This window comes from Pannonibacter sp. I15F10I1 (genome assembly GCF_900185665.1).
GTDB lineage: Bacteria > Pseudomonadota > Alphaproteobacteria > Rhizobiales > Stappiaceae > Pannonibacter > Pannonibacter indicus.
The window spans coordinates 294,741-315,639 of sequence record NZ_FYAN01000007.1; the positions used below are offsets into that span (position 1 = coordinate 294,741).

Consider the following 20,899-nt stretch of genomic DNA (forward strand, 5'->3'; position numbering starts at 1 on the left):
TTTTGGCAAAAAATAAGATATTTAATGCCAAATGGCAAGGCGCCATGCTGAAACGGCTCCCGAATCCGCATATCGGCCTGCTCACTCCGCCCATTAAGTTTCCTTTTGCATGCCGATATTTCAAGCTTGAAATAATTTCCGGCTGGTGGCAGGCTCATGCTCAACAAGACAAACGGAAGGGACTGCGGCAATGAAGATCCTGTGCCTGGGAGGCGGGCCTGCGGGGCTCTATTTTGCAATCTCGATGAAGCTGCGTGATGCGGCCCATGACATCACGGTGCTGGAGCGCAACAAGGCGAATGACACGTTCGGCTGGGGCGTGGTGCTGTCCGATGATGCGCTGGGCAACATGGCGCGCAATGACCCGAAGAGCACGGAAGAGATCCGCGCCAACTTCTCCTACTGGGACGACATTGCGGTCGTCCATGATGGCGTGCGCACCGTTTCCGGCGGCCACGGCTTTGCCGGCATTGGCCGCAAGAAACTTCTGATCATCCTGCAGGAGCGGGCGCGGGAGCTTGGCATCAATCTGGAGTTCCAGCAGGAGTTCAAGACCGCTGAAGAGTACCGCAAGGACTATGACCTCGTGGTCGCCAGCGACGGCATCAACTCGCTGGTGCGGCGCGAATATGCGGATGTGTTCAAGCCCGATGTGGACCTGCGCCTGTGCAAGTTCATCTGGCTCGGCACGCACCAGAAGTTCGATGACGCCTTCACCTTCATCTTCGAGAAGACCGGACACGGCTGGATGTGGGTGCATGCCTATCAGTTCGATGCCGACACGGCGACGGTGATCGTCGAATGCACGCAGGAGACCTGGGACCGCTTCGGCTTCGAGCGCATGTCCAAGGAAGAGACCATCGAGACTTGCGAGAAGGTGTTTGCCGCGCATCTCGGTGGCCACAAGCTCATGTCCAACGCGGCGCACCTGCGCGGCTCTGCCGTCTGGATGAACTTCCCGCGGGTGATCTGCGAGAAGTGGTACAACGGCAATGTGGTGCTGATGGGCGATGCGGCGGCGACGGGGCATTTCTCCATCGGCTCCGGCACCCGGCTTGCCTTTGACAGTGCCATTGCGCTGGCCACCTATCTCCACAGCGAAGCCGGCATGGAAGCGGCCTTCGAGCGCTATCAGGAAGAGCGCCGCATCGAGGTGCTGCGCTTGCAATCTGCCGCCCGCAACTCGCTGGAGTGGTTCGAGCAGGTGGAGCGCTATCTCGATCTTGATCCGGTGCAGTTCAACTATTCGCTGCTCACCCGGTCCCAGCGCATTTCCCACGAAAACCTGCGCCTGCGCGATCCCGAATGGCTGCGCTCGGCGGAGGACTGGTTCCAGAAGCAGGCCGGCGGCCAGCCGGGCCGCACGCCGATGTTTGCTCCCTTCACGCTGCGCGGCATGCGGCTGGAAAACCGCATCGTCGTTTCGCCCATGGCCCAGTACAAGGCGGTGGATGGTGTGCCGGGCGACTGGCATCTGATCCATTATGCCGAGCGGGCCAAGGGCGGGGCAGGGCTCGTCTTCACCGAAATGACCTGCGTGTCGGCGGACGGGCGCATCACCCCCGGCTGCCCCGGCCTCTATGCGCCGGAGCATGAGGCGGGCTGGAAGCGGCTGACGGATTTCGTCCATGCGGAGACGGCAGCGAAGATCTGCTGCCAGATCGGCCATTCGGGCCGCAAGGGCTCGACGCAGGTTGGCTGGGAGGGCATGGACGCGCCGCTGCCGGATGGCAACTGGCCGCTGCTGTCTGCTTCCGCCATTGCCTGGTCCAAGGGCAATGCGGTGCCGAAGGCTATGGACCGGGCCGACATGGATCTGGTGCTCGGCCAGTTCGTCGAGGCGGCGAAAATGGCGGAGCGCGCCGGGTTCGACATGATCGAGCTGCACGCCGCTCACGGCTATCTCCTGTCGTCCTTCATCTCACCGGTGTCGAACGTTCGGGACGATGAATATGGCGGCAGCCTTGAAAACCGCCTGCGCTATCCGCTGGAAGTCTTCCGCGCCATGCGTGCCGTCTGGCCGGAGAACAAGCCCATGTCGGTGCGCATCTCCGCCAATGACTGGGTGGGTGAGGCTGGTGTGACGCCGGACGAAGCGGTGGAGATCGCCCGGGCCTTCTCTGAGGCGGGTGCCGACATCATCGACGTCTCCGCCGGTCAGACGACGACGGAGGCGCGCCCCATCTATGGCCGCATGTTCCAGACCCCGTTCTCCGACCGCATCCGCAACGAGGCGGGGCTGGCGACCATGGCAGTGGGCAACATCACCGAGGCCGATCAGGTGAATTCGATCCTGATGGCGGGCCGTGCCGATCTGGTCTGCCTTGCCCGTCCGCATCTGTCCGATCCCTACTGGACGCTGCATGCGGCGGTGGAGCAGGGCGACCGCAAGGCCAGCTGGCCGCTGCCGTATCTTGCCGGGCGTGATCAGGCCCTGCGCCTTGCCGAGCAGGCAAAAGCCAAGGTGGATGGCGCCAGGGCAGCAGGAGAGGTGATCCGGGCATGACGGTGGCAGGACGGCGCGTTCTCATCACGGGCGGCGGCACGGGCGCAGGGGCAGATCTTGCCCGCGGCTTCCATGCTGCCGGAGCGCAGGTCATCATCACTGGCCGCAGGGCGGAGCCGCTGCAGGCGGTGGCGGCTTCCCTGCCGGGCGTGCGGGCGCTGACGGCGGACGTGACGGACGAGGCTTCCGTGAAGGCGCTGTTCGAGGCCGCAGGCCCGGTGGATGTGGTGATTGCCAATGCGGGCGCTGCCGAAAGCGCCCCGTTTGGGCGCACGTCGCTGGATCAGTGGAATGCCATGCTGGCGGTGAACCTGACCGGCGTGTTCCTCACCTTCCGCGAGGGGCTAGCCCGGATGGACGGCTGGGGGCGGCTCATCGCCATTGCGTCCACGGCAGGTCTGAAGGGCTATCCCTATGTGGCGCCCTATGTGGCGGCCAAGCACGGGGTTGTCGGCCTTGTGAAGGCGCTGGCGCTGGAAGTGGCCCGCCGTCCGGTGACGGTCAACGCCATTTGCCCCGGCTTCCTTGATACGGAGATGACGGAACGCTCCGTTCAGAACATCATGGCCAAGACCGGCAAGAGCCGGGATGACGCCATGGCTGCCCTTGCGGACACCAATCCGCAGAAGCGCCTCATCACCCCGCAGGAGGTGACGGCCATGGCCCTTTATCTGTGCGCTGCCGGATCTGACGGGGTGAACGGGCAGGCAATGGCCATTTCGGGAGGCGAGGTATGAGCGCAGAGAAGGGAACAGCCGTGCAGGAAACGGAAGCAGCCTCCGTGCCGCTGTCCAAGCGCCGGTTGAAGACCTGGATCCGCATTCTCGGCGTCACCCGCATGGCGGAAGCGCATCTGCGCGAGTTTCTGCGGGTGGAGCATGACACGACGCTGCCGCGCTTCGACGTGATGGCCGCGCTCTACCGCCGCCGCGTGCCGCTGAGCATGAGCGAACTGTCGCGCCTGCTGCTCGTCTCCAACGGCAACGCCACCACGGTGGTGGACCGGCTGGAGAAGGACGGCCTCGTCCGCCGTGTGCCCTTCGAGGCGGACCGGCGCACGGTGCATGTGTCGCTGACGGACGAGGGGCTGGCGCAGTTCGAAAAGCTGGCCGCCGATCACGAGCGGGAGGTGGACCAGCTCTTCGCCAGGCTGACGGACGCGGATCTGGACGCGCTCAAGGACATATTGAAGAAACTCGGGAAGGACGCGCAATGACTGCTCTGGCTGATCTGAAGCCCCGGCACTTTCTCTGGCAGGTGAAGGACCGCATCGCCCGCGTCAGCCTCAACCGTCCCGACCGCAAGAACCCGCTGACCTTCGACAGCTATGCCGAGCTGCGCGATACCTTCCGCGCCCTCGTCTATGCCGAGGACGTGGATGTGGTGGTCTTTACCTCCAATGGCGGCAACTTTTGTTCCGGCGGGGATGTGCATGACATCATCGGCCCGCTGGTTGGGCTCGACATGAAGGGCCTGCTTGCCTTCACCCGCATGACCGGTGATCTGGTGAAAGCGATGATCGGCTGCGGCAAACCCATCATCGCGGCGGTGGATGGCGTCTGCGTCGGAGCCGGGGCGATCATTGCCATGGCCAGCGACCTGCGGCTGGCAACACCGGAGGCAAAGACCGCCTTCCTTTTCACCCGCGTCGGCCTTGCGGGCTGCGACATGGGCGCCTGCGCCATGCTGCCGCGCATCATCGGTCAGGGCCGGGCTGCGGAACTGCTCTACACGGGCCGCACCATGAGTGCAGCCGAGGGTGAACGCTGGGGCTTCTTCAATGCCTTGCATGAGGCGGACAAGCTGGAAGAGGAAGCCATGGCGCTGGCCGCAAGGCTCGCCTCCGGGCCTGTGTTTGCCCATGGCATCACCAAGACCCAGCTGAACCAGGAATGGAACATGGGGCTGGAGCAGGCCATCGAGGCGGAAGCGCAGGCACAGGCGATCTGCATGCAGACGCAGGATTTTGCCCGCGCCTATCATGCCTTCGTCGCCAAGCAGAAGCCGGTTTTCGAGGGCAACTGAAATGGCAGACCGCTCTTTCCTCTCCTGGCCCTTCTTCGAGACCCGCCACCGCGAACTGGCCGAGGCGCTGGATGCCTGGTGCGCCGCCCATCTTCATGTCGATCACGCCGACACGGACGAGGCCTGCCGTACGCTGGTGCGCGATTTGGGGCAGGCCGGTTGGCTGCGCCACTCGGGTGCTGGCGAGGGCGAGACGCTGGACGTGCGCAGCCTCTGCCTCATCCGCGAAACGCTGGCCCGGCATGATGGTCTTGCCGATTTTGCCTTTGCCATGCAGGGGCTGGGCATGGGGGCCGTCTCTCTGTTCGGCACGGCGGAGCAGCGCACATGGCTGGAGCGCACCCGTGCCGGCACCGCGATCAGCGCCTTTGCCCTGACGGAGCCGGGCTCCGGTTCGGATGTGGCCAACAGCACCGCAGCGGCTGAGGCCGTGCCGGGCGGTTTCATCCTGACCGGTGAGAAGACCTACATCTCCAACGGCGGCATTGCGGACCTTTATGTCGTGTTTGCGCGCACCGGCGAAGTGCCGGGAGCCAAGGGCCTTTCCGCCTTCCTGCTGCCTGCGGACACGCCGGGGCTGGAGATCGTCGAGCGCATCGAGGTGATGGCACCCCATCCGCTGGCGCATCTGCGTTTCAACAGCATCCGCCTGCCGGAAACGGCACTGATCGGCAAGCGCGGCGATGGCTTCAAGATCGCCATGTCGGTGCTGGACGTGTTCCGCTCCACCGTCGGTGCAGCGGCGCTGGGCTTTGCCCGCCGGGCGCTGGACGAGGCGCTGGCCCGCGTGCGCCAGCGCCAGCTCTTTGGTGCGCCGCTGTCCGAGCTGCAGATGGTGCAGGGGCATATCGCGGATATGGCGCTGGAGGTGGATGCTTCGGCGCTGCTGATCTACCGCGCTGCCTGGACCAAGGACATGGGCGCGGCCCGCGTCAGCCGCGAGGCGGCAATGGCCAAGCTGCATGCAACGGAAGCGGCCCAGCGCGTCATCGACACGGCCCTGCAGCTGCATGGCGGCGACGGCGTGCGCAAGGGCTTTGCCGTGGAAAGCCTTTACCGCGAGATCCGCGCCCTGCGCATCTACGAGGGCGCCAGCGACGTGCAGAAGATCGTCATCGCCCGCGCCGCGCTGGGCGAGGCGCGCTGAGCGAACCGGAATTTGAATGCAATCAACGGGGCAGATGGCCCCGCAGGAAGACGGGAAGGCCACATGACACAGACAACGGCAGATGCCTCCACCGCCGAAAGCCCGCACGCGTTTTTGAACCCGCGCAACTGGAAGCCCGCCAAGGGCTATTCCAATGGCGTTGCCGCCAGCGGCCGCATGCTTTTCCTTGGCGGCCTCATCGGCTGGAACGGCCAGCAGGAGTTCGAGGCGAAGGACTTCACCGGACAGGTGGAGCAGACGCTGAAGAACATCGTCGAGGTGCTGCGCGAGGGCGGGGCAGGGCCGGAGCATCTGGTGCGGATGACCTGGTACGTCACCGACAAGCAGCTCTATCTCGCCAGCCTGCGCGATGTGGGCGCCGTCTACCGCAAGGTGCTGGGCAAGCACTTCCCGGCCATGGCGCTGGTGCAGGTGGCCGGCCTCGTGGAAGACGAGGCGCTGGTGGAGATCGAGGCAACCGCCGTGGTGCCGGAGTAATCCGCAGGCGCGGATCGTGAGATTTGGGAAGACGACGTTCAGGAACAAGACAAGGCGGCCCAAGGGAAAACCCGCTTCCGCAAAAGGAAGAGCCGCAGGTCCGCGTCAGCGGGCAACCATCCAGGGGATTGATGATGACAGCTGCGCTGAAACTGGGCCCGAGTGCCCATGTGGATACATTCACCCGGGACAACCTGCCGCCCGTGGAACTGTGGCCGGAGCTGAAGCTTGAGGGCTTCGACTACCCGGACTACCTCAACGCGGGCGTCGAGCTGACCGACCGCATGGTGGAAAAGGGCTTCGGCGACCATGTGGCGCTGATCGGCAATGGCCGCCAGCGCACCTACAAGGAACTGGCCGACTGGACGAGCCGCATCGCCCATGCGCTGGTCGAGGATTATGGCGTGAAGCCCGGCAACCGGGTGCTGATCCGCTCCGCCAACAATCCGGCCATGGTGGCCTGCTGGCTGGCGGCGACCAAGGCCGGTGCCGTGGTGGTCAACACCATGCCGATGCTGCGGGCAGGCGAACTGGCCAAGATCGTCGACAAGGCCGAGATCACGGTTGCCCTGTGCGACACGCGGCTGATGGACGAGATGGTCGCCTGCGCCAAGGATTCTGTCTACCTGAAGACCGTCATCGGTTTCGACGGCACCGCCAATCATGATGCGGAGCTGGACCGGGCGGCGCTGGGCAAGCCGGTGCGCTTTGAAGCGGTGAAGACGGGCCGCGATGACGTGGCCCTGCTGGGCTTCACCTCGGGAACCACAGGCGATCCCAAGGCGACCATGCACTTTCACCGCGATATCCTGATCATCGCGGACGGCTATGCCCGCGAGGTTCTGGGCGTGACGCCGGACGACGTGTTCGTCGGCTCGCCGCCGCTCGCCTTCACCTTTGGCCTTGGCGGCCTTGCCGTGTTCCCGCTGCGCTTTGGGGCGGCGGCGGCGCTGCTGGAAACCGCCTCGCCGCCGAACCTCATCGAGATCATCCAGAAATACCGCGCCACGGTCTGCTTCACTGCCCCCACGGCCTACCGCGTGATGCTGAAGGCCATGGACGAGGGCGCGGACCTGTCCAGCCTGCGTGCCGCCGTCTCGGCCGGCGAAACGCTGCCGGCGCCGGTCTACGAGGAGTGGATGGCCAAGACCGGCAAGCCGATGCTGGACGGCATCGGCGCAACGGAAATGCTGCATATCTTCATTTCCAACCGCTTCGGCGACAGCCACCCGGCCTGCACCGGCCGCCCCGTCACCGGCTACGAGGCGCGGATCGTTGATGATCTGGGCCGTGAGATGCCGCGCGGCGAGGTGGGGCGTCTGGCCGTGCGCGGGCCGACCGGCTGCCGCTATCTCTCCGACAGCCGCCAGACCGGCTATGTGCACGAGGGCTGGAACATCACCGGCGATGCCTTCTGGCAGGACGAGCAGGGCTACTTCCACTTTGCCGCCCGCAACGACGACATGATCATTTCCGCCGGTTACAACATCGCAGGTCCCGATGTGGAAGCCGCGCTTCTGGCTCATCCCGATGTGCTGGAATGCGCCGTCATCGGCGCACCGGACGAGGAGCGCGGGCAGATCGTGGAAGCCCATGTGGTACTGAGCGCCGGCGTCGAGCCGGACGCCGCCACCATCAAGCGCCTGCAGGACCACGTGAAGGCAACCATCGCGCCCTACAAATACCCGCGCCGTATCCTCTTCACCGATGCCCTGCCCAAGACGCAGACCGGCAAGATCCAGCGGTTCCGGCTGAAGGAGGCGAGCTGAAGGGAAGGGGCTGAGTCCGGCCCCTTATACCGCCGCCAGCCGTCTGAGGGCGCGGGTCAGGTGCTCGATGAAGGCCTGTGCGGCAGGGGTGGGCATGCGGTCGCGGGATTTCAGCAGCATGATCTCGCGGGTGATGACCGGCTCTTCCAGGGGCAGCGCGCGAATGCCGGGCCCGCGCACGGCGGCGCGCGCATAGGCGGGCAGGACGGCAACGCCAAGCCCTGCCTCCACCAGCGCTAGGGCGGTGGTGATCTGCGTCACCTCGAAGCTGATCCGGGGCTCGATCCGCACGCTTTCAAAGCCCACTTCCACCAGCAGGCGGATGCCGGAGTCCCGCGTCAGCGTCACCAGCGGCGCCTCGGCAAGGCCGGACCAGACCGCGCTGTCCCTTGCGGCAAAAGCACTGTCCTCCCGGCAGAACAGCATCAGGCTGTCCCGCACCAGCGGCTGGCGCTCGATGTCATCGCCCGCCGGGGGAAAGGTGCCGACGGCGCAGTCGGCCCTGCCGCTGCGCACGGCCTCCAGGATCTGCTCGGTGCCCACATCGGACAATTGCACGGCAATGCCGGGTGAAGATGCCTGAAAGCTGGCGATCACCTGCGGCAGCACGAAGCTGGCGAGAAGCGGCGGGGCCGCCACGCGCAGCTTGCCGCGCCGCCGGTCTGCCAGCATGTGCAGGCCTTCCACTGCATGTTCCAGATCTTCCAGCACCTTGGCGGAGGAGTGGCGGAACTCTTCGCCTGCCGCCGTCAGCTCCCCCCGCCGGGTCGTGCGGTCGAACAGGCGCACTCCAAGATCAGTCTCCAGATCCTTGACGGACTGAGACAATGCCGGCTGGGCGGTGTTGAGGCGCTTGGCGGCGAGAGAAAAGCTGCCAGCCTCCGCCACGGCGAGAAAGCTCTGGATCTGCTTCAGGGTGATTTTCATGGGGCACTCCGCCACCGGTCTGATTGATATGAAATGAAGTATAAATTTATCAGATAAATCTGTCTTGTCGATAATTCAGCTTTCGCCGATCCTGCCTTCAACACGCTTCGCCCTGCGGCTTCACAGGCTGCTGGCGAGGGCGAAAGAGCCAAGGAACAGAAGGCCCCATCATGCACGACTATCCGGACCTCCAGCTCTACATCGGCGGCGCATGGCGCAAGACCGGCGAGACCTTGCGCGTGATCAACCCGGCCACCGAACAAGAGACCGGCAGGCTGCCCGTTGCGGCCACGGCGGATCTGGATGACGCGCTGGAGGCGGCAGCAAAGGGCTTTGCCGTGTGGCGGCGCACCGCGCCGATGGAGCGGGCGCGGATCATCCGCACGGCGGCCTCCCTGCTGCGCGAGCGGATCGGGACAATCGCCGCCGATATCACCCGCGAACATGGCAAGCCGTTGCAGCAGGCGAGGCTGGAGGTGATCCGCGGCGCGGAGTTCTTCGAGTGGGATGCCGGCGAGGCCGAACGGCTCTATGGCCGGGTGATCCCGAGTGAACCGGGCATCCGCTATATCGTCCACCACCAGCCCATCGGCACGGTGGCGGCCTTCTCGCCCTGGAATTTTCCGCTCAGCCAGCCCGCACGCAAGGTGGCAGGGGCGCTCGCGTCCGGCAGCTCCATCATCCTGAAGGCGGCAGAGGAAACGCCCGCCGGTGCCTGGCACATTGCCCGCGCCTTCCACGATGCTGGCCTGCCAGCGGGTGTGCTGAACCTTGTGTTCGGCGTTCCGGCGCAGATCTCCGAGTATCTCATCCCCAAGCCGCTGGTGCGCCTTGTTGCCTTCACCGGCTCCACGGTGGTGGGCAAGCATCTGACGGGCATCGCCGCCCGCCACGCCAAGCCGGTGCTGATGGAACTGGGCGGCCATGCGCCGGTGATCATCTGCGAGGATGCGGATGCGCAGAAGGCAGGCACCGTCTCCGCCATCCGCAAGGCCCGCAATGCCGGTCAGGTCTGCACCTCGCCCACCCGTTTCTTTGCGCATGAAGCCGTCTTCGGCGCCTATCGGGACACCTTCGTTGCCCGCGCCAGGGCGGTGAAGATGGGCAATGGCCTTGCTTCGGACACCGAGATGGGGCCGACCGCCAATCATCGCCGGGTGGAGGCGATGGAAATGCTGGTGGCCGATGCGCTGGCCAAGGGGGCAAAGCTCCTGTGCGGCGGAGAGCGGCCCAAGGGGCCGGGCTATTTCTACCCCGTGACAGTTCTGTCGGAGGTGCCCGATGATGCCCGTGTCATGCAGGAAGAGCCCTTCGGCCCGCTGGCGGTGATCAATCCCGTCCGCTCGCTGGATGAGGCGATTGCCCGGGCAAACAGCGTGCCCTACGGCCTTGCTGCCTATGCCTTCACCCACTCCGCCGCCAACGTGGACCGCATCACCGACGAGGTGGAGGCGGGCAATGTCTCCATCAACACGCTGGAAGCCTCGGTGGCAGCGACGCCCTTCGGCGGCGTCAAGGAAAGCGGCTTTGGCCGTGAGGGCGGGGCGGAAGGCATCCTGCATTACACGGTGGTGAAGACCGTTTCCCACCGCATGGAAATCTGACGGCCAAAGCAGCCGTCCTGCGCAACTTTGCCCCTCGGAGGGCACCTGCCCGAAAGGCAATGAGGATGAAATACACACGCAAGGACGCCAAGGCGCATGCTTTTGCCACCATGCGCGGCATCTGGGCAGCGGCCCTGATGCCGTTCCGGGCGGATCTGTCCATCGATGAGGACGGCTTCCGCGCCAACATGAACCACTGGATCGATGACCTTGGCATCGATGGCTTTTTCATTGCCGGAAAGCAGGGCGAGTTCTTCTCCATGTCCGTGGACGAGCGCAAGCGCTGCTTTGATCTGGCGGTCGAGACGGCGGGCGGGCGGGCGCAGACGATCATGTCCTGCTCGGACCAGAACATGGATGTGGTGATTGATCTTGCCCGCCACGCGCAGGCCTGCGGCGCGGACTATATCGTCGTCCACGCGCCCATCCTGCATTTCTTCAAGGCGCAGGACGAGACGCTGCTGCGCTATTACGAAACCATCGCCTCGAAGGTGGATATCGGCATCGCGCTGTGGTCCCACCCGGACAGCGGCTATCTGATGAGCCCGGAACTGTGCAACCGGCTGGCGGATATCGAGACGGTGGTGGCGATCAAATATTCCGTGCCGCGCGAGATGTACAAAAAGCTGACCGCGCTCGCCGGAGACCGGATCCTCGTCTCCACCGCCTCGGAGGAGGAGTGGCTCGACAACATTCTGGAGCTGAACTGGCAGCTCTATCTCTGCTCGTCACCGCCCTATCTGCTGCAGACCGCCGCTGACAGGCGGATGCGTGCCTACACGGATCTGGCCTTTGCGGGCAGGGCGGAAGAGGCGCGGGCGCTGCGCGATTCCCTTGAGCCGGTCCGCCGGGCGCTCAAGGACACGCGTCCTGCCGAAAAGCCCCATGCCCACCAGAAATACTGGCAGGACCTGCTGGGCCAGACCGGCGGACGGGTGCGCCCGCCCATGCTGGAACTGACCGAAGACGAGAAGGCCCGTACACGGGCGGCATTTGACGCTTGCGGGCTCAGGCTGGATGATGGCGCCCGCAAGGCCTCCTGATCCCGCGTTCCGCTACCCCAAAATGACAAGAGCGGTCTGAAGACCCTGAGGAGAACGGCAATGGCCAGATTGAAAGCCTTCAATTTCCAGAAGTGGATCGACGAGCACAAGCACCTGCTGAAGCCGCCGGTCGGCAACCAGATGGTGTTCAAGGACGCGGACCTGATGGTCACGGTCGTCGGCGGGCCGAACAAGCGCACCGACTATCATGATGATCCGGTTGAGGAGTTTTTCTATCAGCTGAAGGGCGACATGCTGCTGAAGCTCTATGATGGGGAAGAGTTCTACGACGTGCCGATCCGGGAAGGGGATGTGTTCCTGCTGCCGCCGCATGTGCGCCACTCGCCCCAGCGCCCGCAGGAAGGCTCCATCGGCCTCGTCATCGAACCGGCCCGCCCGGAAGGCGCGCTGGATGCGGTGGAGTGGTACTGTTTCGAGTGCAAGGCGCTGGTGCATAGGGCCGAGGTGGATCTTGAGTCGATCGTTGACGACCTGCCGCCGATCTACAAGGCCTTCTACGCGGACGAGGCCAAGCGCACCTGCCCGAAATGCGGCACCATCCACCCCGGCAAGGAGCCGCCTGCAGGTTGGGTCAATCTGTAAATGTTTTAGGCTTGAAATATTTCTGGACCCTGTGCAAGCTGGGCCCCGGAAAAAAGATCAAGACTGGAGCTGACCAAAGATGGCAGCATCCGGCTGGCTGCCGCAAGGCGACAACAGAGGGTGAAGAGATGAAGAAGAGACTGTTTCTGGCCGCAGCGGGCATCGCTGCGCTGATGAGCGGCACTGCCCTGGCGCAGGATCCGTTGAAGATCGGCATGATCACGACCCTGTCCGGCCCCGGCGGCTATCTCGGTCAGGACATCCGCGACGGCATGCTGCTGGCCATCGAAATGGAAGGCGGCAAGCTGGGCGGCGTTCCGGTCGAGCTGGTTGTCGAGGATGATGGTCTGAAGCCGGGCAACGGCCGCCAGATCGCCGAAAAGTTCATGAACGACGACGGCATGAAGCTGCTCACCGGCATTGTCTTCTCCAACGTTGCCGGCGCCACGGTTCCCGATATCGTCAACAATGACGTGATCTATATTTCCCCGAACGCCGGCCCGTCCAACCTCGCCGGTTCCGAGTGCCACGAGAATTATTTCGTCGTGTCCTGGCAGAATGATGCCCTGCACGAGGCAGCCGGTGCCGCCGCCAAGAAGCTCGGCTTCAACAAGGCTTTCGTGCTGGCGCCGAACTATCAGGCCGGCAAGGACGCCATCAACGGCTTCAAGCGCACCTTCGGCGGTGAAATCGTCGGTGAGCTTTACACCCAGCTCGACCAGACCGATTTTGCCTCGGAAATGGCCCAGATCCGCGCGGCCGATCCGGAAGTGGTGTTCCAGTTCCACCCGGGCGGCCTCGGCATCGCCTTCCTGAAGCAGTATGCGCAGGCTGGCCTGAACGGCAACATTCCGATGGTTCTGTCCGAGCCCTCCACCGATGCGGTGGTGCTTAACGCCGTTGGCGACGCTGCCGTTGGCATCTTTGCCACCGCCCACTGGAACCGTGACTTCACCAACGACGCGAACCTTGAGTTCGTTGAGGCCTGGGACAAGAAATACAACCGCCCCATCACCTATTACGCCTCTCAGGGCTATGACACGGCCAAGCTGATCTCCTCCGCTCTGGCCAAGACCGGCGGCCTGGACGATATCGCCAAGTTCCGCGAAGCTGTCCGCGCTGCGGACTTCAACAGCGTGCGCGGCGAGTTCAAGTTCGGCCCGAACCAGCATCCGGTGCATGACTGGTATCTGCTGGATATCATCGCCGGTCCCGATGGCAAGCCGGTGGCCGTCACCAAGGACAAGCTCCTTGAAGACTATGGCGACGCCTACGCCGATCAGTGCAAGATGTAAGCTGACAGATACGGCGTGGCGGGGGGCTCCGCTGCGCCGGACCTGTCTCACGGCGCAAGGGCGCATCCGATTGCCGGCCTGACCCTCAGGCCTGCCGGATGCGGCCAGCCGGACGTCCGCCACGGGCGCGCCGGACTGCACCTCTGTGCCTTGCCAGTCATAGTTCTGATAATTACCGGACGGGCGGATGATCCTAGTACTCGAGCAATTGCTGAACGGCCTTCAGTACGGCGTCATGCTGTTTCTGCTGGCGGCCGGGCTGACGCTGATTTTCGGCATCATGGGGGTGATCAACCTCGCCCATGGGTCGCTCTACATGGTGGGCGCCTATGCGGGCACCTGGGTAGCAGGGGAGACGGGCAGCTTCTGGCTCGGCATTCCCGCAGCCCTTGGCGCCGCTGCCCTCACCGGCCTTGCCATCGAGGCGCTGGTGATCCGCAAGCTCTACAGCCGCGATCATCTGGACCAGGTGCTGGCGACCTTCGCGCTCATCCTGATGTTCAACCAGATCATCGTCATGCTGTTCGGCCGCTCGCCGGTCTTCACGCTGCTTCCCTCCGGCTTCGAAGGCTCGGTGGAACTGCTGCCGGGGCTTTACTATCCGCCCTACCGGCTGCTGATCATCGGCACGGGACTGCTGGTGGCGGTGGGGCTCTATTTCCTCATCAACCGCACCCGCATCGGCATGCTGGTCCGGGCAGGCTCGACGAACCGGGAGATGGTGCGGGCGCTCGGCGTTGATATCCGCCTGCTCTACACGGTGGTCTTCGGCCTTGGTGCGCTGCTGGCGGGGCTCGCCGGCTACATGGCCGGTCCGATCCTTGCCGTGCAGGTGGGGATGGGTGAGCAGATCCTGCTGGCGACCTTTGTTGTGGTCGTCATCGGCGGGGTCGGTTCGATCCGGGGCGCATTCGTGGCGGGCATCGGCCTTGGTGTCATCGACACCTGCCTGCGCGCCTTCCTGCCGGGCCTTCTGCGCAATTTCATGGCCGGGCCGGAAGCCGATGCGCTCGGCACCGGCATCTCGTCGATGGGGATCTACCTGCTGATGGCCCTTGTCCTTCTTGTCCGGCCCAAGGGCCTGTTTGCAGCGGGGTCGTGATGCGCAAGCCTATCCTTGCCCTTCTGCTCATCGTCTTTCTCGCCGCCATTCCCACGCTCACGGCCGAATTCGGCCAGGCCTCGCTGCTGGCGCTGGCAACACGCATTCTCATCTATGGCATGGCCGCTGCCAGCCTCAACTTCGTGCTCGGCTATGGTGGCATGGTCAGTTTCGGACATGCCGCTTTCTTCGGGATCGGCGCCTATGTGGTGGGCATTCTCGCCACCCACCATTCCAGCGGCGAGCCGCTGTTCGGCTTCATTCCCGGCACGGATCAGATGCTGATCACCCTGCCTCTGGCGGTTCTGGTGGCCGGGCTCTTCGCGGCGGTCATCGGCTCGCTGTCGCTGCGCACCGGCGGCGTGCAGTTCATCATGATCACGCTCGCCTTTGCGCAGATGCTGTTCTTCCTGTTCGTTTCGCTGAAGGCCTATGGCGGCGAGGACGGCATCATCATCCGCCGCAGCAACGAGCTGCCGGGGCTCAACATGCGCGACAGGGCCACCTTCTATTACGTGGTGCTGGCCATAACCGTCCTGTTCTTCTTCGGCCTGCGCCGCCTGACGCAGTCGAGCTTCGGTGCGGTGATTTCCGGCATCCGCCAGAACGAGCGGCGCATGGCGGCCCTCGGCATCCCGGCCTACCGCTACAAGCTCTACGCCTTCGTGCTGTCGGGCATGGGCGCGGGGCTTGCCGGGGCGCTGATGGCCAATTTCCTGCGCTTTGCCTCGCCGGACATGATGCACTGGACCAAATCGGGCGAGCTGATGATCATGGTCATCCTCGGCGGTGTCGGCACCCTGTTCGGGCCCTTCCTCGGCGCAGGCGCCTTCCTGGTGCTGGAAACATTCCTCGCGCAATGGTCCGAGCACTGGCCTCTGGCGCTCGGCCTGATCCTGCTGCTGCTGGTGCTGGGCACTCGCGGCGGCCTGCAGGCCCTCATCGCCCGCGTGTCACGTCTTGTCAGGGGAGGCGGCCAATGAGCGTCATCCTGTCCATCGAGGGGCTGGTGAAAACCTTCGGCGGCCTCATTGCCACCGATCACGTCAGCCTTGATGTGCGTGAGGGCGAGATCCACGCCCTCATCGGCCCGAACGGCGCTGGCAAGTCCACCCTGATCAACCAGCTCTGCGGCGAACTTGTCTCTGATGAAGGCTCCATCAGGCTGGCCGGTCAGGAGATCTCCGGTCTCAAGGTGCCGGAGCGCGTGGCGCTCGGCCTTGGGCGCACCTTCCAGATCACCAGCCTGCTCGACGAGATGACCGTGCTCGAGAACATCGGCATGGCGATCCAGGTGCGCGAGGGCCACAATTTCCGCATCTTCGATCTCGTCCGCGGCCGCCGTTCCGTCTGGGCCGAGGCGGAGGAGCGGGTGGCATCCAGCGGCCTTGCCGGGCGGGGTGGTGTGCGTGTGTCGGACCTCTCCCATGGCGAGAAGAAGCAGCTGGAACTGCTGGTGGCCCTTGCCATGAAGCCGCGCCTGCTGCTGCTGGACGAACCCATGGCTGGTCTCGGCCATGTGGAAAGCCAGGCGATGATCGGCATGCTGAACGAGACGCGCAAGAGCGCTGCGATGCTGCTGGTGGAGCATGACATGGAGGCGGTCTTTGCGCTTGCCGACCGTATCTCTGTGCTCGTCTATGGCCGCATCATCGCCAGCGGCACGGTGGACGAGATCCGCAACAATCCGGCCGTGCGTGAGGCCTATCTCGGAGCGGAGGACGAACTGTGCTGAGCGTCTCCAACCTTCAGGCCGCCTATGGCAAGAGCCAGGTTCTGTTCGACATCAACCTTGAGATCCGCGAGGGCGAGGTGGTGACGCTCATGGGCCGCAACGGCATGGGCAAGACCACCACCGTCCGCTGCATCATGGGGCTTCTGGCCCCGCGCGGCGGCGCCATCGAGTTCGAGGGCGTGGCCACCGCAGGCCTTGCGCCGGAGCGCATTGCCCGGCTGGGGGCAGGGCTGGTGCCGGAAGGGCGCCAGATCTTCCCCACGCTGAATGTGCGCGAGAACCTTGTCGCCACCGCCTCCAACCGGCTGAAGCGCAAGGACCCCTGGACGCTGGAGCGGGTCTATGACCTGTTTCCCCGCCTCAGGGAGCGGGCGCACCAGATGGCGGCCACCCTGTCGGGCGGCGAGCAGCAGATGCTGGCCGTGGGCCGCGCGCTGATGACCAACCCGCGCCTGCTGATCCTTGACGAGGCGACCGAAGGGCTTGCCCCGGTCATCCGCACGGAAATCTGGCACTGCATCGAGCACCTGAAGCGCGAGGGTCAGTCAATCCTGCTGATCGACAAGAACCTGTCGGTTCTCAAGCGCCTTGCCGACCGGCACTATGTGGTCGAGAAAGGCCGTACGGTCTGGAGCGGTACGGGTGAGGACATGGACCGGGACGCAGAACAGGTGCAGGCCTATGCAGGGCTCTGAGCTGGCCGTCGCCCTCATCGGCTGGGGCGCCATCGCCCGCCGGGTGGCGGCGGTTCTGGCTGAGCGCAAGGCGCCGGTCCGTATTGTTGCGGTTGCCACCCGTGATGCGGCTGCAGATCTTGGGGGGTTGCCGGACGCGTGCCGCCACATCAGTTCTCCGGAAGAGCTGACGGAGGGGGCAGGGCAGAGGCCGGGCCTCGTGCTGGAAGCCGCAGGGCGGGAGAGCGTCGCCCCGTTTGGCCGCGCTGCCCTTGCGGCCGGAATGGACTTTGCCGTGTCCTCCACATCGGCTTTCGCGGAAGGGGATCTGCTGGACGAACTGCTGGCGCTGGCCGCAGGCACCGGCGCCCAGATCCTCGTGCCCCCCGGCGCCCTCGGCGGCATTGATGCGCTGGCCGCAGCTTCCCGGCTGGGGCTCGATCATGTGCGCCACGAGATCATCAAACCGCCCGCCGCATGGCAGGGCACACCGGCCATGGCGGCCTGTGATCTGGACCATCTCACCTCGGCCCATACCTTTTTCACCGGCACCGCCCGGCAAGCGGCTGCCGCCTACCCGCAAAATGCCAATGTTGCCGTCATCTCCGCCATGGCCGGGCTCGGTCTCGACCGGACGGAAGTGGCGCTGGTGGCGGACCCGGCGGCTGCCGGCAATGCTCACCGCCTCACGGCCAGCGGTGCCTTCGGCAGCATGGAGCTGATGCTGACCAACAAGCCGCTCGCCTCCAATCCGAAATCCTCCGAAATGACCGCCCTGTCGCTGGTGCGCCTGATCGAGAACCGCGCGGGCGCGCTGGTGCTCTGACGCGGGCAGTGCCGCAGCTTCTGCTTGAAGGAATTGAGCCATGTCCGACGTTCCTGCCACTGTCACGACTTTGATTGCCGAAGGCGCCTGGCCACGCGACCGGCTGGACGCGGATTACACCGCGAAGAACTGTGTGACGCCCGAGCAGTTTGCGCAGATCATCGCGGAGTACGGTAGCCGCTCCCGCCCGGCCAAGGCGATGGCCGGGGCAAAGCTCGATCTGGTCTATGACGCGGCGAGCGGGGAAAAGCTTGATCTTTACGGCACCCGCGCGGGCGAGCTGCGGCCTCTGCTGGTCTTCATCCATGGCGGTTACTGGCGGGCGCTGTCGAAGGATCAGTCGGCCTTCATGGCGCCGCTGCTGGCCGACCTTGGCATTGCCACCGCCGTGCCGGATTACACACTCGCTCCCGCCGTTTCGCTCACCGAAATCACCCGCCAGATGCGCGCGGCCCTTGCCTGGCTCTGGCATCAGGCGGAAAGTCTCGGCATCGACCGCAACCGCATTGTGGTCACCGGCAGCTCCGCCGGCGGGCATCTGGCCGGAACACTCATGATGAACGGCTGGCAGCAGGACTTTGATCTGCCGGGGCAGGTGCTGAAAGGCGCGCTGCCGCTCAGCGGCCTGTTCGAGCTGGCGCCCATTGCCGGAAGCCATGTGCAGGACTGGATGAGCCTGACGCCGCAGGAGGTTGAAGCCCTCAGCCCTTTGCGTGCTCCCTCGGGAGCGCCTGCCTCGGTGATTGCGGTCGCAGAGCATGAGGTTTCCGGGTTCCACCGCCAGACCCGCGCCTATGCCACGGCGCTCGGTGCTCCGGAACTGGTGGTGCCCGGCCGCAACCATTTCGACATCGTCTTCGATCTGTGCGATCCGGCGAGCGGCCTTTCCGCCGCATTGATGCGCCTGCTGCGGTAGCCTCTACTTCTTTTGGCCAATTTGCACCGCAGCATCTCACGAAGCCGCCACAAATCCGCTACAGTTTGCAATTGCAGGTGATGCGGGCAGGTGATTTGCGGCACGGCGCAGGGTGGGGGCATCCGGCGTCAGGCGAGGAGAATGACGGTGCGGCTGAGGCAGATTCTGGCGGGTGAATTTCTGAAAAGCGGATTTCTGGCGGGGACAGGGCGTGCGGCCTGCGGCGCCGTTGCGGCTGCGATGCTCGGCGGCTTTGCCGGCATGGGCGAAGCCCGCGCGCTCGGCAGCTGTCTGGAGCGGCTGAAGAGTGATGCAGTGGCAGCCGGCGTGCGCCCCGAGATCGCCTCCCGCATGCTCGACGGAGCCAAGACGGACGAGCGCGTCCTGCGCTTCTCCACCAGCCAGCCGGAATATGAAACGCCGATCTGGGACTATATGGCGACCTTGGTGGATGAAGAGCGCATCCGCGACGGCAAGGCCCTGCTGCAGCAGCACAAGACGGTGCTGGCTGCCGTTGAAAAGGCCTATGGCGTCGAGGCGCATGTGGTCGTCGCCGTCTGGGGCATCGAGAGCGACTTCGGCAAGTCCATGGGCGATTTCTACACGCCTCACGCCCTGGCGAACCTTGCCTGTGCCGGCAGCCGCCGCTCCAAATATTTCCGCGACGAGCTGATCAAGACGCTGCAGATTGCCAGCCGGGGCGATGTGCCGCCGGAGAAGTTCATCGGCTCCTGGGCCGGGGCCTTCGGCCAGACCCAGTTCATGCCCACCACCTATATCCGCCTTGCCGTGGATTTTGACGGCGATGGCCGCAAGGATCTGGTCGGCACGACCGCCGATGCGCTGGCGTCCACCGCCAATTTTCTCAAGGATGCGGGCTGGCAGCAGGGACGGCCCTGGGGCTATGAGGTGCGCCTGCCGAAGGACTACAAGGGACCCGTTGGCCGCCGGGAAAAGGCGAGCCTCGACAACTGGGCCCGGCGCGGCATCCGCCGCCTCGATGGCAAGCCGCTGTCCGGCAGCACGGAGGCGGGGCTGATCCGGCCCGCGGGTGCCAATGGCCCGGCCTTCCTCGTCACCCGCAACTTTGATGCGCTGTTCTCCTACAACGCCTCGCAGTCCTATGGCCTTGCGATTGCGCTTTTGTCGCAGCTGATTTCGAGTGGAGAGCCTTTTGCGGCAGCCTGGCCAACGGATGATCCCGGTCTTTCACGGGCCAAGCGATTGGAATTGCAGAAGCTTCTTGCTCGCGGCGGGTTCTATGACGGCGAAGTTGACGGCCGCGTCGGTCCGGCAACCCGTGAGAGCATCAAGAAAGCGGAACAAAACTTTGGCTTGCCTGTAACGGGCAGACCGGGTTACCGCATCTATCAGGCGCTTGGCGGCCAGTAGGCTGCTGCAGATTGCTTGCGCGGGGGCAGGAATGACGGGACATATTCTGACAGTCGCCCAGCAGAAGGGTGGATCGGGTAAGACCACCCTGACCGCGCATGTGGCATCCGGGTTCCTGAACGGCATCGTGACGGGACTGCCCAAGGGGCTGAGGGTCGCCATTCTGGATGTGGACCCGCAAGGCTCGCTCGGAACCTGGTATGAAGCGCGTGAGCGCAAGCTGGGTGAGGAGACGACCGGCATCACCCTGCGCACCGCCAGCGGCTGGGGCGCGCGGCGTGAGGCCAAGGCGCTCGCCCGCGACCATGATTTCGTCATCATCGACACCCCGCCGAAGACGGATGTGGACGCAAGGCCGGCCATCGATGCGGCCGAACTGGTGCTGGTGCCGGTGCAGCCGACCCCGGTGGACCTGTGGGCCACGGGCCAGACCTTCCAGATGGCAAAGCGTGAGGACACACCCGCATTCCTAATCCTCAACCGGGTGCCGCCGCGTGCGGCCCTGACGGTGGATGTGGAAGAAGCCATCCGGGCGCAGGGGCTGGAGCGGCTGGCGCCGATGCTCGGCAACCGCACCGGTTTTGCCGCTTCCATGGGCGAGGGGCTGACCGTGTTCGAGACCGATCCGCGCGGCAAGGCGGCGGCGGAAGCTGCGAGCCTGATGCAGGCCATCGCTGCGCTGCTTGGTCCGAAGGCCGAATAACGGACGGACCCGTTCAGCCGGGCTCTTCGAGTGTCTCGCATCAGCCATGCCATCGCCCAAAATGTGATCTGCATCGCTTGACGCGGAGGGTGTCCTGCCGCGATGCTCCCGATGGATTTTTTGAGGTCATTTTG

Annotated in this window: 20 protein-coding genes; 19 read left to right on the plus strand and 1 reads right to left on the minus strand. The window is 64.9% G+C overall.

Annotated features, from left to right (window positions below; genetic code table 11):
- Positions 1–190 precede the first annotated feature (190 nt).
- The 7 genes from IF10I1_RS05880 to IF10I1_RS05910 all read left to right on the plus strand — a co-directional run bounded on the left by IF10I1_RS05880 (position 191) and on the right by IF10I1_RS05910 (position 7,945).
- Positions 191–2,506 (plus strand): bifunctional salicylyl-CoA 5-hydroxylase/oxidoreductase, encoded by a 2,316-nt coding sequence (locus tag IF10I1_RS05880; protein ID WP_186393798.1) that lies wholly within the window; start codon positions 191–193, stop codon positions 2,504–2,506.
- Entirely contained in the window at positions 2,503–3,243 is a 741-nt protein-coding gene (locus IF10I1_RS05885) for an SDR family NAD(P)-dependent oxidoreductase (protein ID WP_019962589.1), read from the plus strand. The genes IF10I1_RS05880 and IF10I1_RS05885 overlap by 4 nt, the downstream gene beginning before the upstream one ends.
- Positions 3,240–3,722: a MarR family winged helix-turn-helix transcriptional regulator gene (locus IF10I1_RS05890; protein WP_058900246.1), complete on the plus strand. Its 483-nt coding sequence runs from the start codon at positions 3,240–3,242 to the stop codon at positions 3,720–3,722. The genes IF10I1_RS05885 and IF10I1_RS05890 overlap by 4 nt, the downstream gene beginning before the upstream one ends.
- Positions 3,719–4,531 (plus strand): enoyl-CoA hydratase family protein, encoded by an 813-nt coding sequence (locus tag IF10I1_RS05895; RefSeq protein ID WP_058900245.1) that lies wholly within the window; start codon positions 3,719–3,721, stop codon positions 4,529–4,531. Before IF10I1_RS05890 ends, IF10I1_RS05895 begins: the two co-directional genes overlap by 4 nt.
- 1 nt (position 4,532) lies before the next feature.
- A complete protein-coding gene (locus tag IF10I1_RS05900; RefSeq protein ID WP_186393797.1) occupies positions 4,533–5,678 on the plus strand; it encodes an acyl-CoA dehydrogenase family protein in 1,146 nt (381 codons plus the stop codon).
- A 63-nt stretch (positions 5,679–5,741) separates the two neighbouring features.
- The gene (locus IF10I1_RS05905) at positions 5,742–6,176 is read left to right on the plus strand and encodes a RidA family protein (protein ID WP_019962585.1); all 435 of its coding nucleotides are present in this window, start codon (positions 5,742–5,744) and stop codon (positions 6,174–6,176) included.
- Positions 6,177–6,310: 134 nt separating this feature from the next.
- Positions 6,311–7,945, plus strand: coding sequence for an AMP-binding protein (locus IF10I1_RS05910; protein WP_186393796.1), 1,635 nt, complete (start codon positions 6,311–6,313; stop codon positions 7,943–7,945).
- Between the two features lie 24 nt (positions 7,946–7,969).
- Here the strand turns inward: IF10I1_RS05910 and IF10I1_RS05915 are convergent, their stop codons facing one another.
- Positions 7,970–8,872, minus strand: coding sequence for a LysR family transcriptional regulator (locus IF10I1_RS05915; RefSeq protein WP_186424396.1), 903 nt, complete (start codon positions 8,870–8,872; stop codon positions 7,970–7,972).
- A 170-nt stretch (positions 8,873–9,042) separates the two neighbouring features.
- Between IF10I1_RS05915 and IF10I1_RS05920 the strand changes: the two genes are divergently transcribed.
- The 12 genes from IF10I1_RS05920 to parA all read left to right on the plus strand — a co-directional run bounded on the left by IF10I1_RS05920 (position 9,043) and on the right by parA (position 20,765).
- A complete protein-coding gene (locus IF10I1_RS05920; protein WP_186424397.1) occupies positions 9,043–10,476 on the plus strand; it encodes an NAD-dependent succinate-semialdehyde dehydrogenase in 1,434 nt (477 codons plus the stop codon).
- A gap of 65 nt (positions 10,477–10,541) precedes the next feature.
- Entirely contained in the window at positions 10,542–11,519 is a 978-nt protein-coding gene (locus tag IF10I1_RS05925) for a dihydrodipicolinate synthase family protein (protein WP_186393794.1), read from the plus strand.
- Positions 11,520–11,579: 60 nt separating this feature from the next.
- Positions 11,580–12,122 carry a 3-hydroxyanthranilate 3,4-dioxygenase gene (locus IF10I1_RS05930; protein ID WP_019962580.1) on the plus strand — a complete coding sequence of 181 codons (543 nt, stop codon included), beginning with the start codon at positions 11,580–11,582 and terminating at the stop codon, positions 12,120–12,122.
- Between the two features lie 128 nt (positions 12,123–12,250).
- Positions 12,251–13,417 carry an ABC transporter substrate-binding protein gene (locus IF10I1_RS05935; RefSeq protein WP_186393793.1) on the plus strand — a complete coding sequence of 389 codons (1,167 nt, stop codon included), beginning with the start codon at positions 12,251–12,253 and terminating at the stop codon, positions 13,415–13,417.
- A 187-nt stretch (positions 13,418–13,604) separates the two neighbouring features.
- Complete coding sequence (locus IF10I1_RS05940) at positions 13,605–14,519, plus strand: branched-chain amino acid ABC transporter permease (protein ID WP_094463730.1); 915 nt, start codon at positions 13,605–13,607, stop codon at positions 14,517–14,519.
- Positions 14,519–15,502 (plus strand): branched-chain amino acid ABC transporter permease, encoded by a 984-nt coding sequence (locus IF10I1_RS05945; RefSeq protein ID WP_186393792.1) that lies wholly within the window; start codon positions 14,519–14,521, stop codon positions 15,500–15,502. Before IF10I1_RS05940 ends, IF10I1_RS05945 begins: the two co-directional genes overlap by 1 nt.
- On the plus strand, positions 15,499–16,254 hold the full coding sequence (locus IF10I1_RS05950; RefSeq protein WP_058900238.1) for an ABC transporter ATP-binding protein: 756 nt from the start codon (positions 15,499–15,501) through the stop codon (positions 16,252–16,254). The genes IF10I1_RS05945 and IF10I1_RS05950 overlap by 4 nt, the downstream gene beginning before the upstream one ends.
- Positions 16,248–16,949, plus strand: coding sequence for an ABC transporter ATP-binding protein (locus IF10I1_RS05955; RefSeq protein WP_058900237.1), 702 nt, complete (start codon positions 16,248–16,250; stop codon positions 16,947–16,949). Before IF10I1_RS05950 ends, IF10I1_RS05955 begins: the two co-directional genes overlap by 7 nt.
- Entirely contained in the window at positions 16,936–17,754 is an 819-nt protein-coding gene (locus tag IF10I1_RS05960; protein WP_186393791.1) for an aspartate dehydrogenase, read from the plus strand. The genes IF10I1_RS05955 and IF10I1_RS05960 overlap by 14 nt, the downstream gene beginning before the upstream one ends.
- A 40-nt stretch (positions 17,755–17,794) precedes the next feature.
- Positions 17,795–18,670 carry an alpha/beta hydrolase gene (locus tag IF10I1_RS05965; protein WP_186393790.1) on the plus strand — a complete coding sequence of 292 codons (876 nt, stop codon included), beginning with the start codon at positions 17,795–17,797 and terminating at the stop codon, positions 18,668–18,670.
- Between the two features lie 141 nt (positions 18,671–18,811).
- Positions 18,812–20,062 (plus strand): lytic murein transglycosylase, encoded by a 1,251-nt coding sequence (locus IF10I1_RS05970; RefSeq protein ID WP_186393789.1) that lies wholly within the window; start codon positions 18,812–18,814, stop codon positions 20,060–20,062.
- 31 nt (positions 20,063–20,093) lie between these two features.
- Positions 20,094–20,765: a ParA family partition ATPase gene (gene parA, locus IF10I1_RS05975; protein ID WP_050471283.1), complete on the plus strand. Its 672-nt coding sequence runs from the start codon at positions 20,094–20,096 to the stop codon at positions 20,763–20,765.
- The last annotated feature ends 134 nt before the right edge of the window (positions 20,766–20,899 follow it).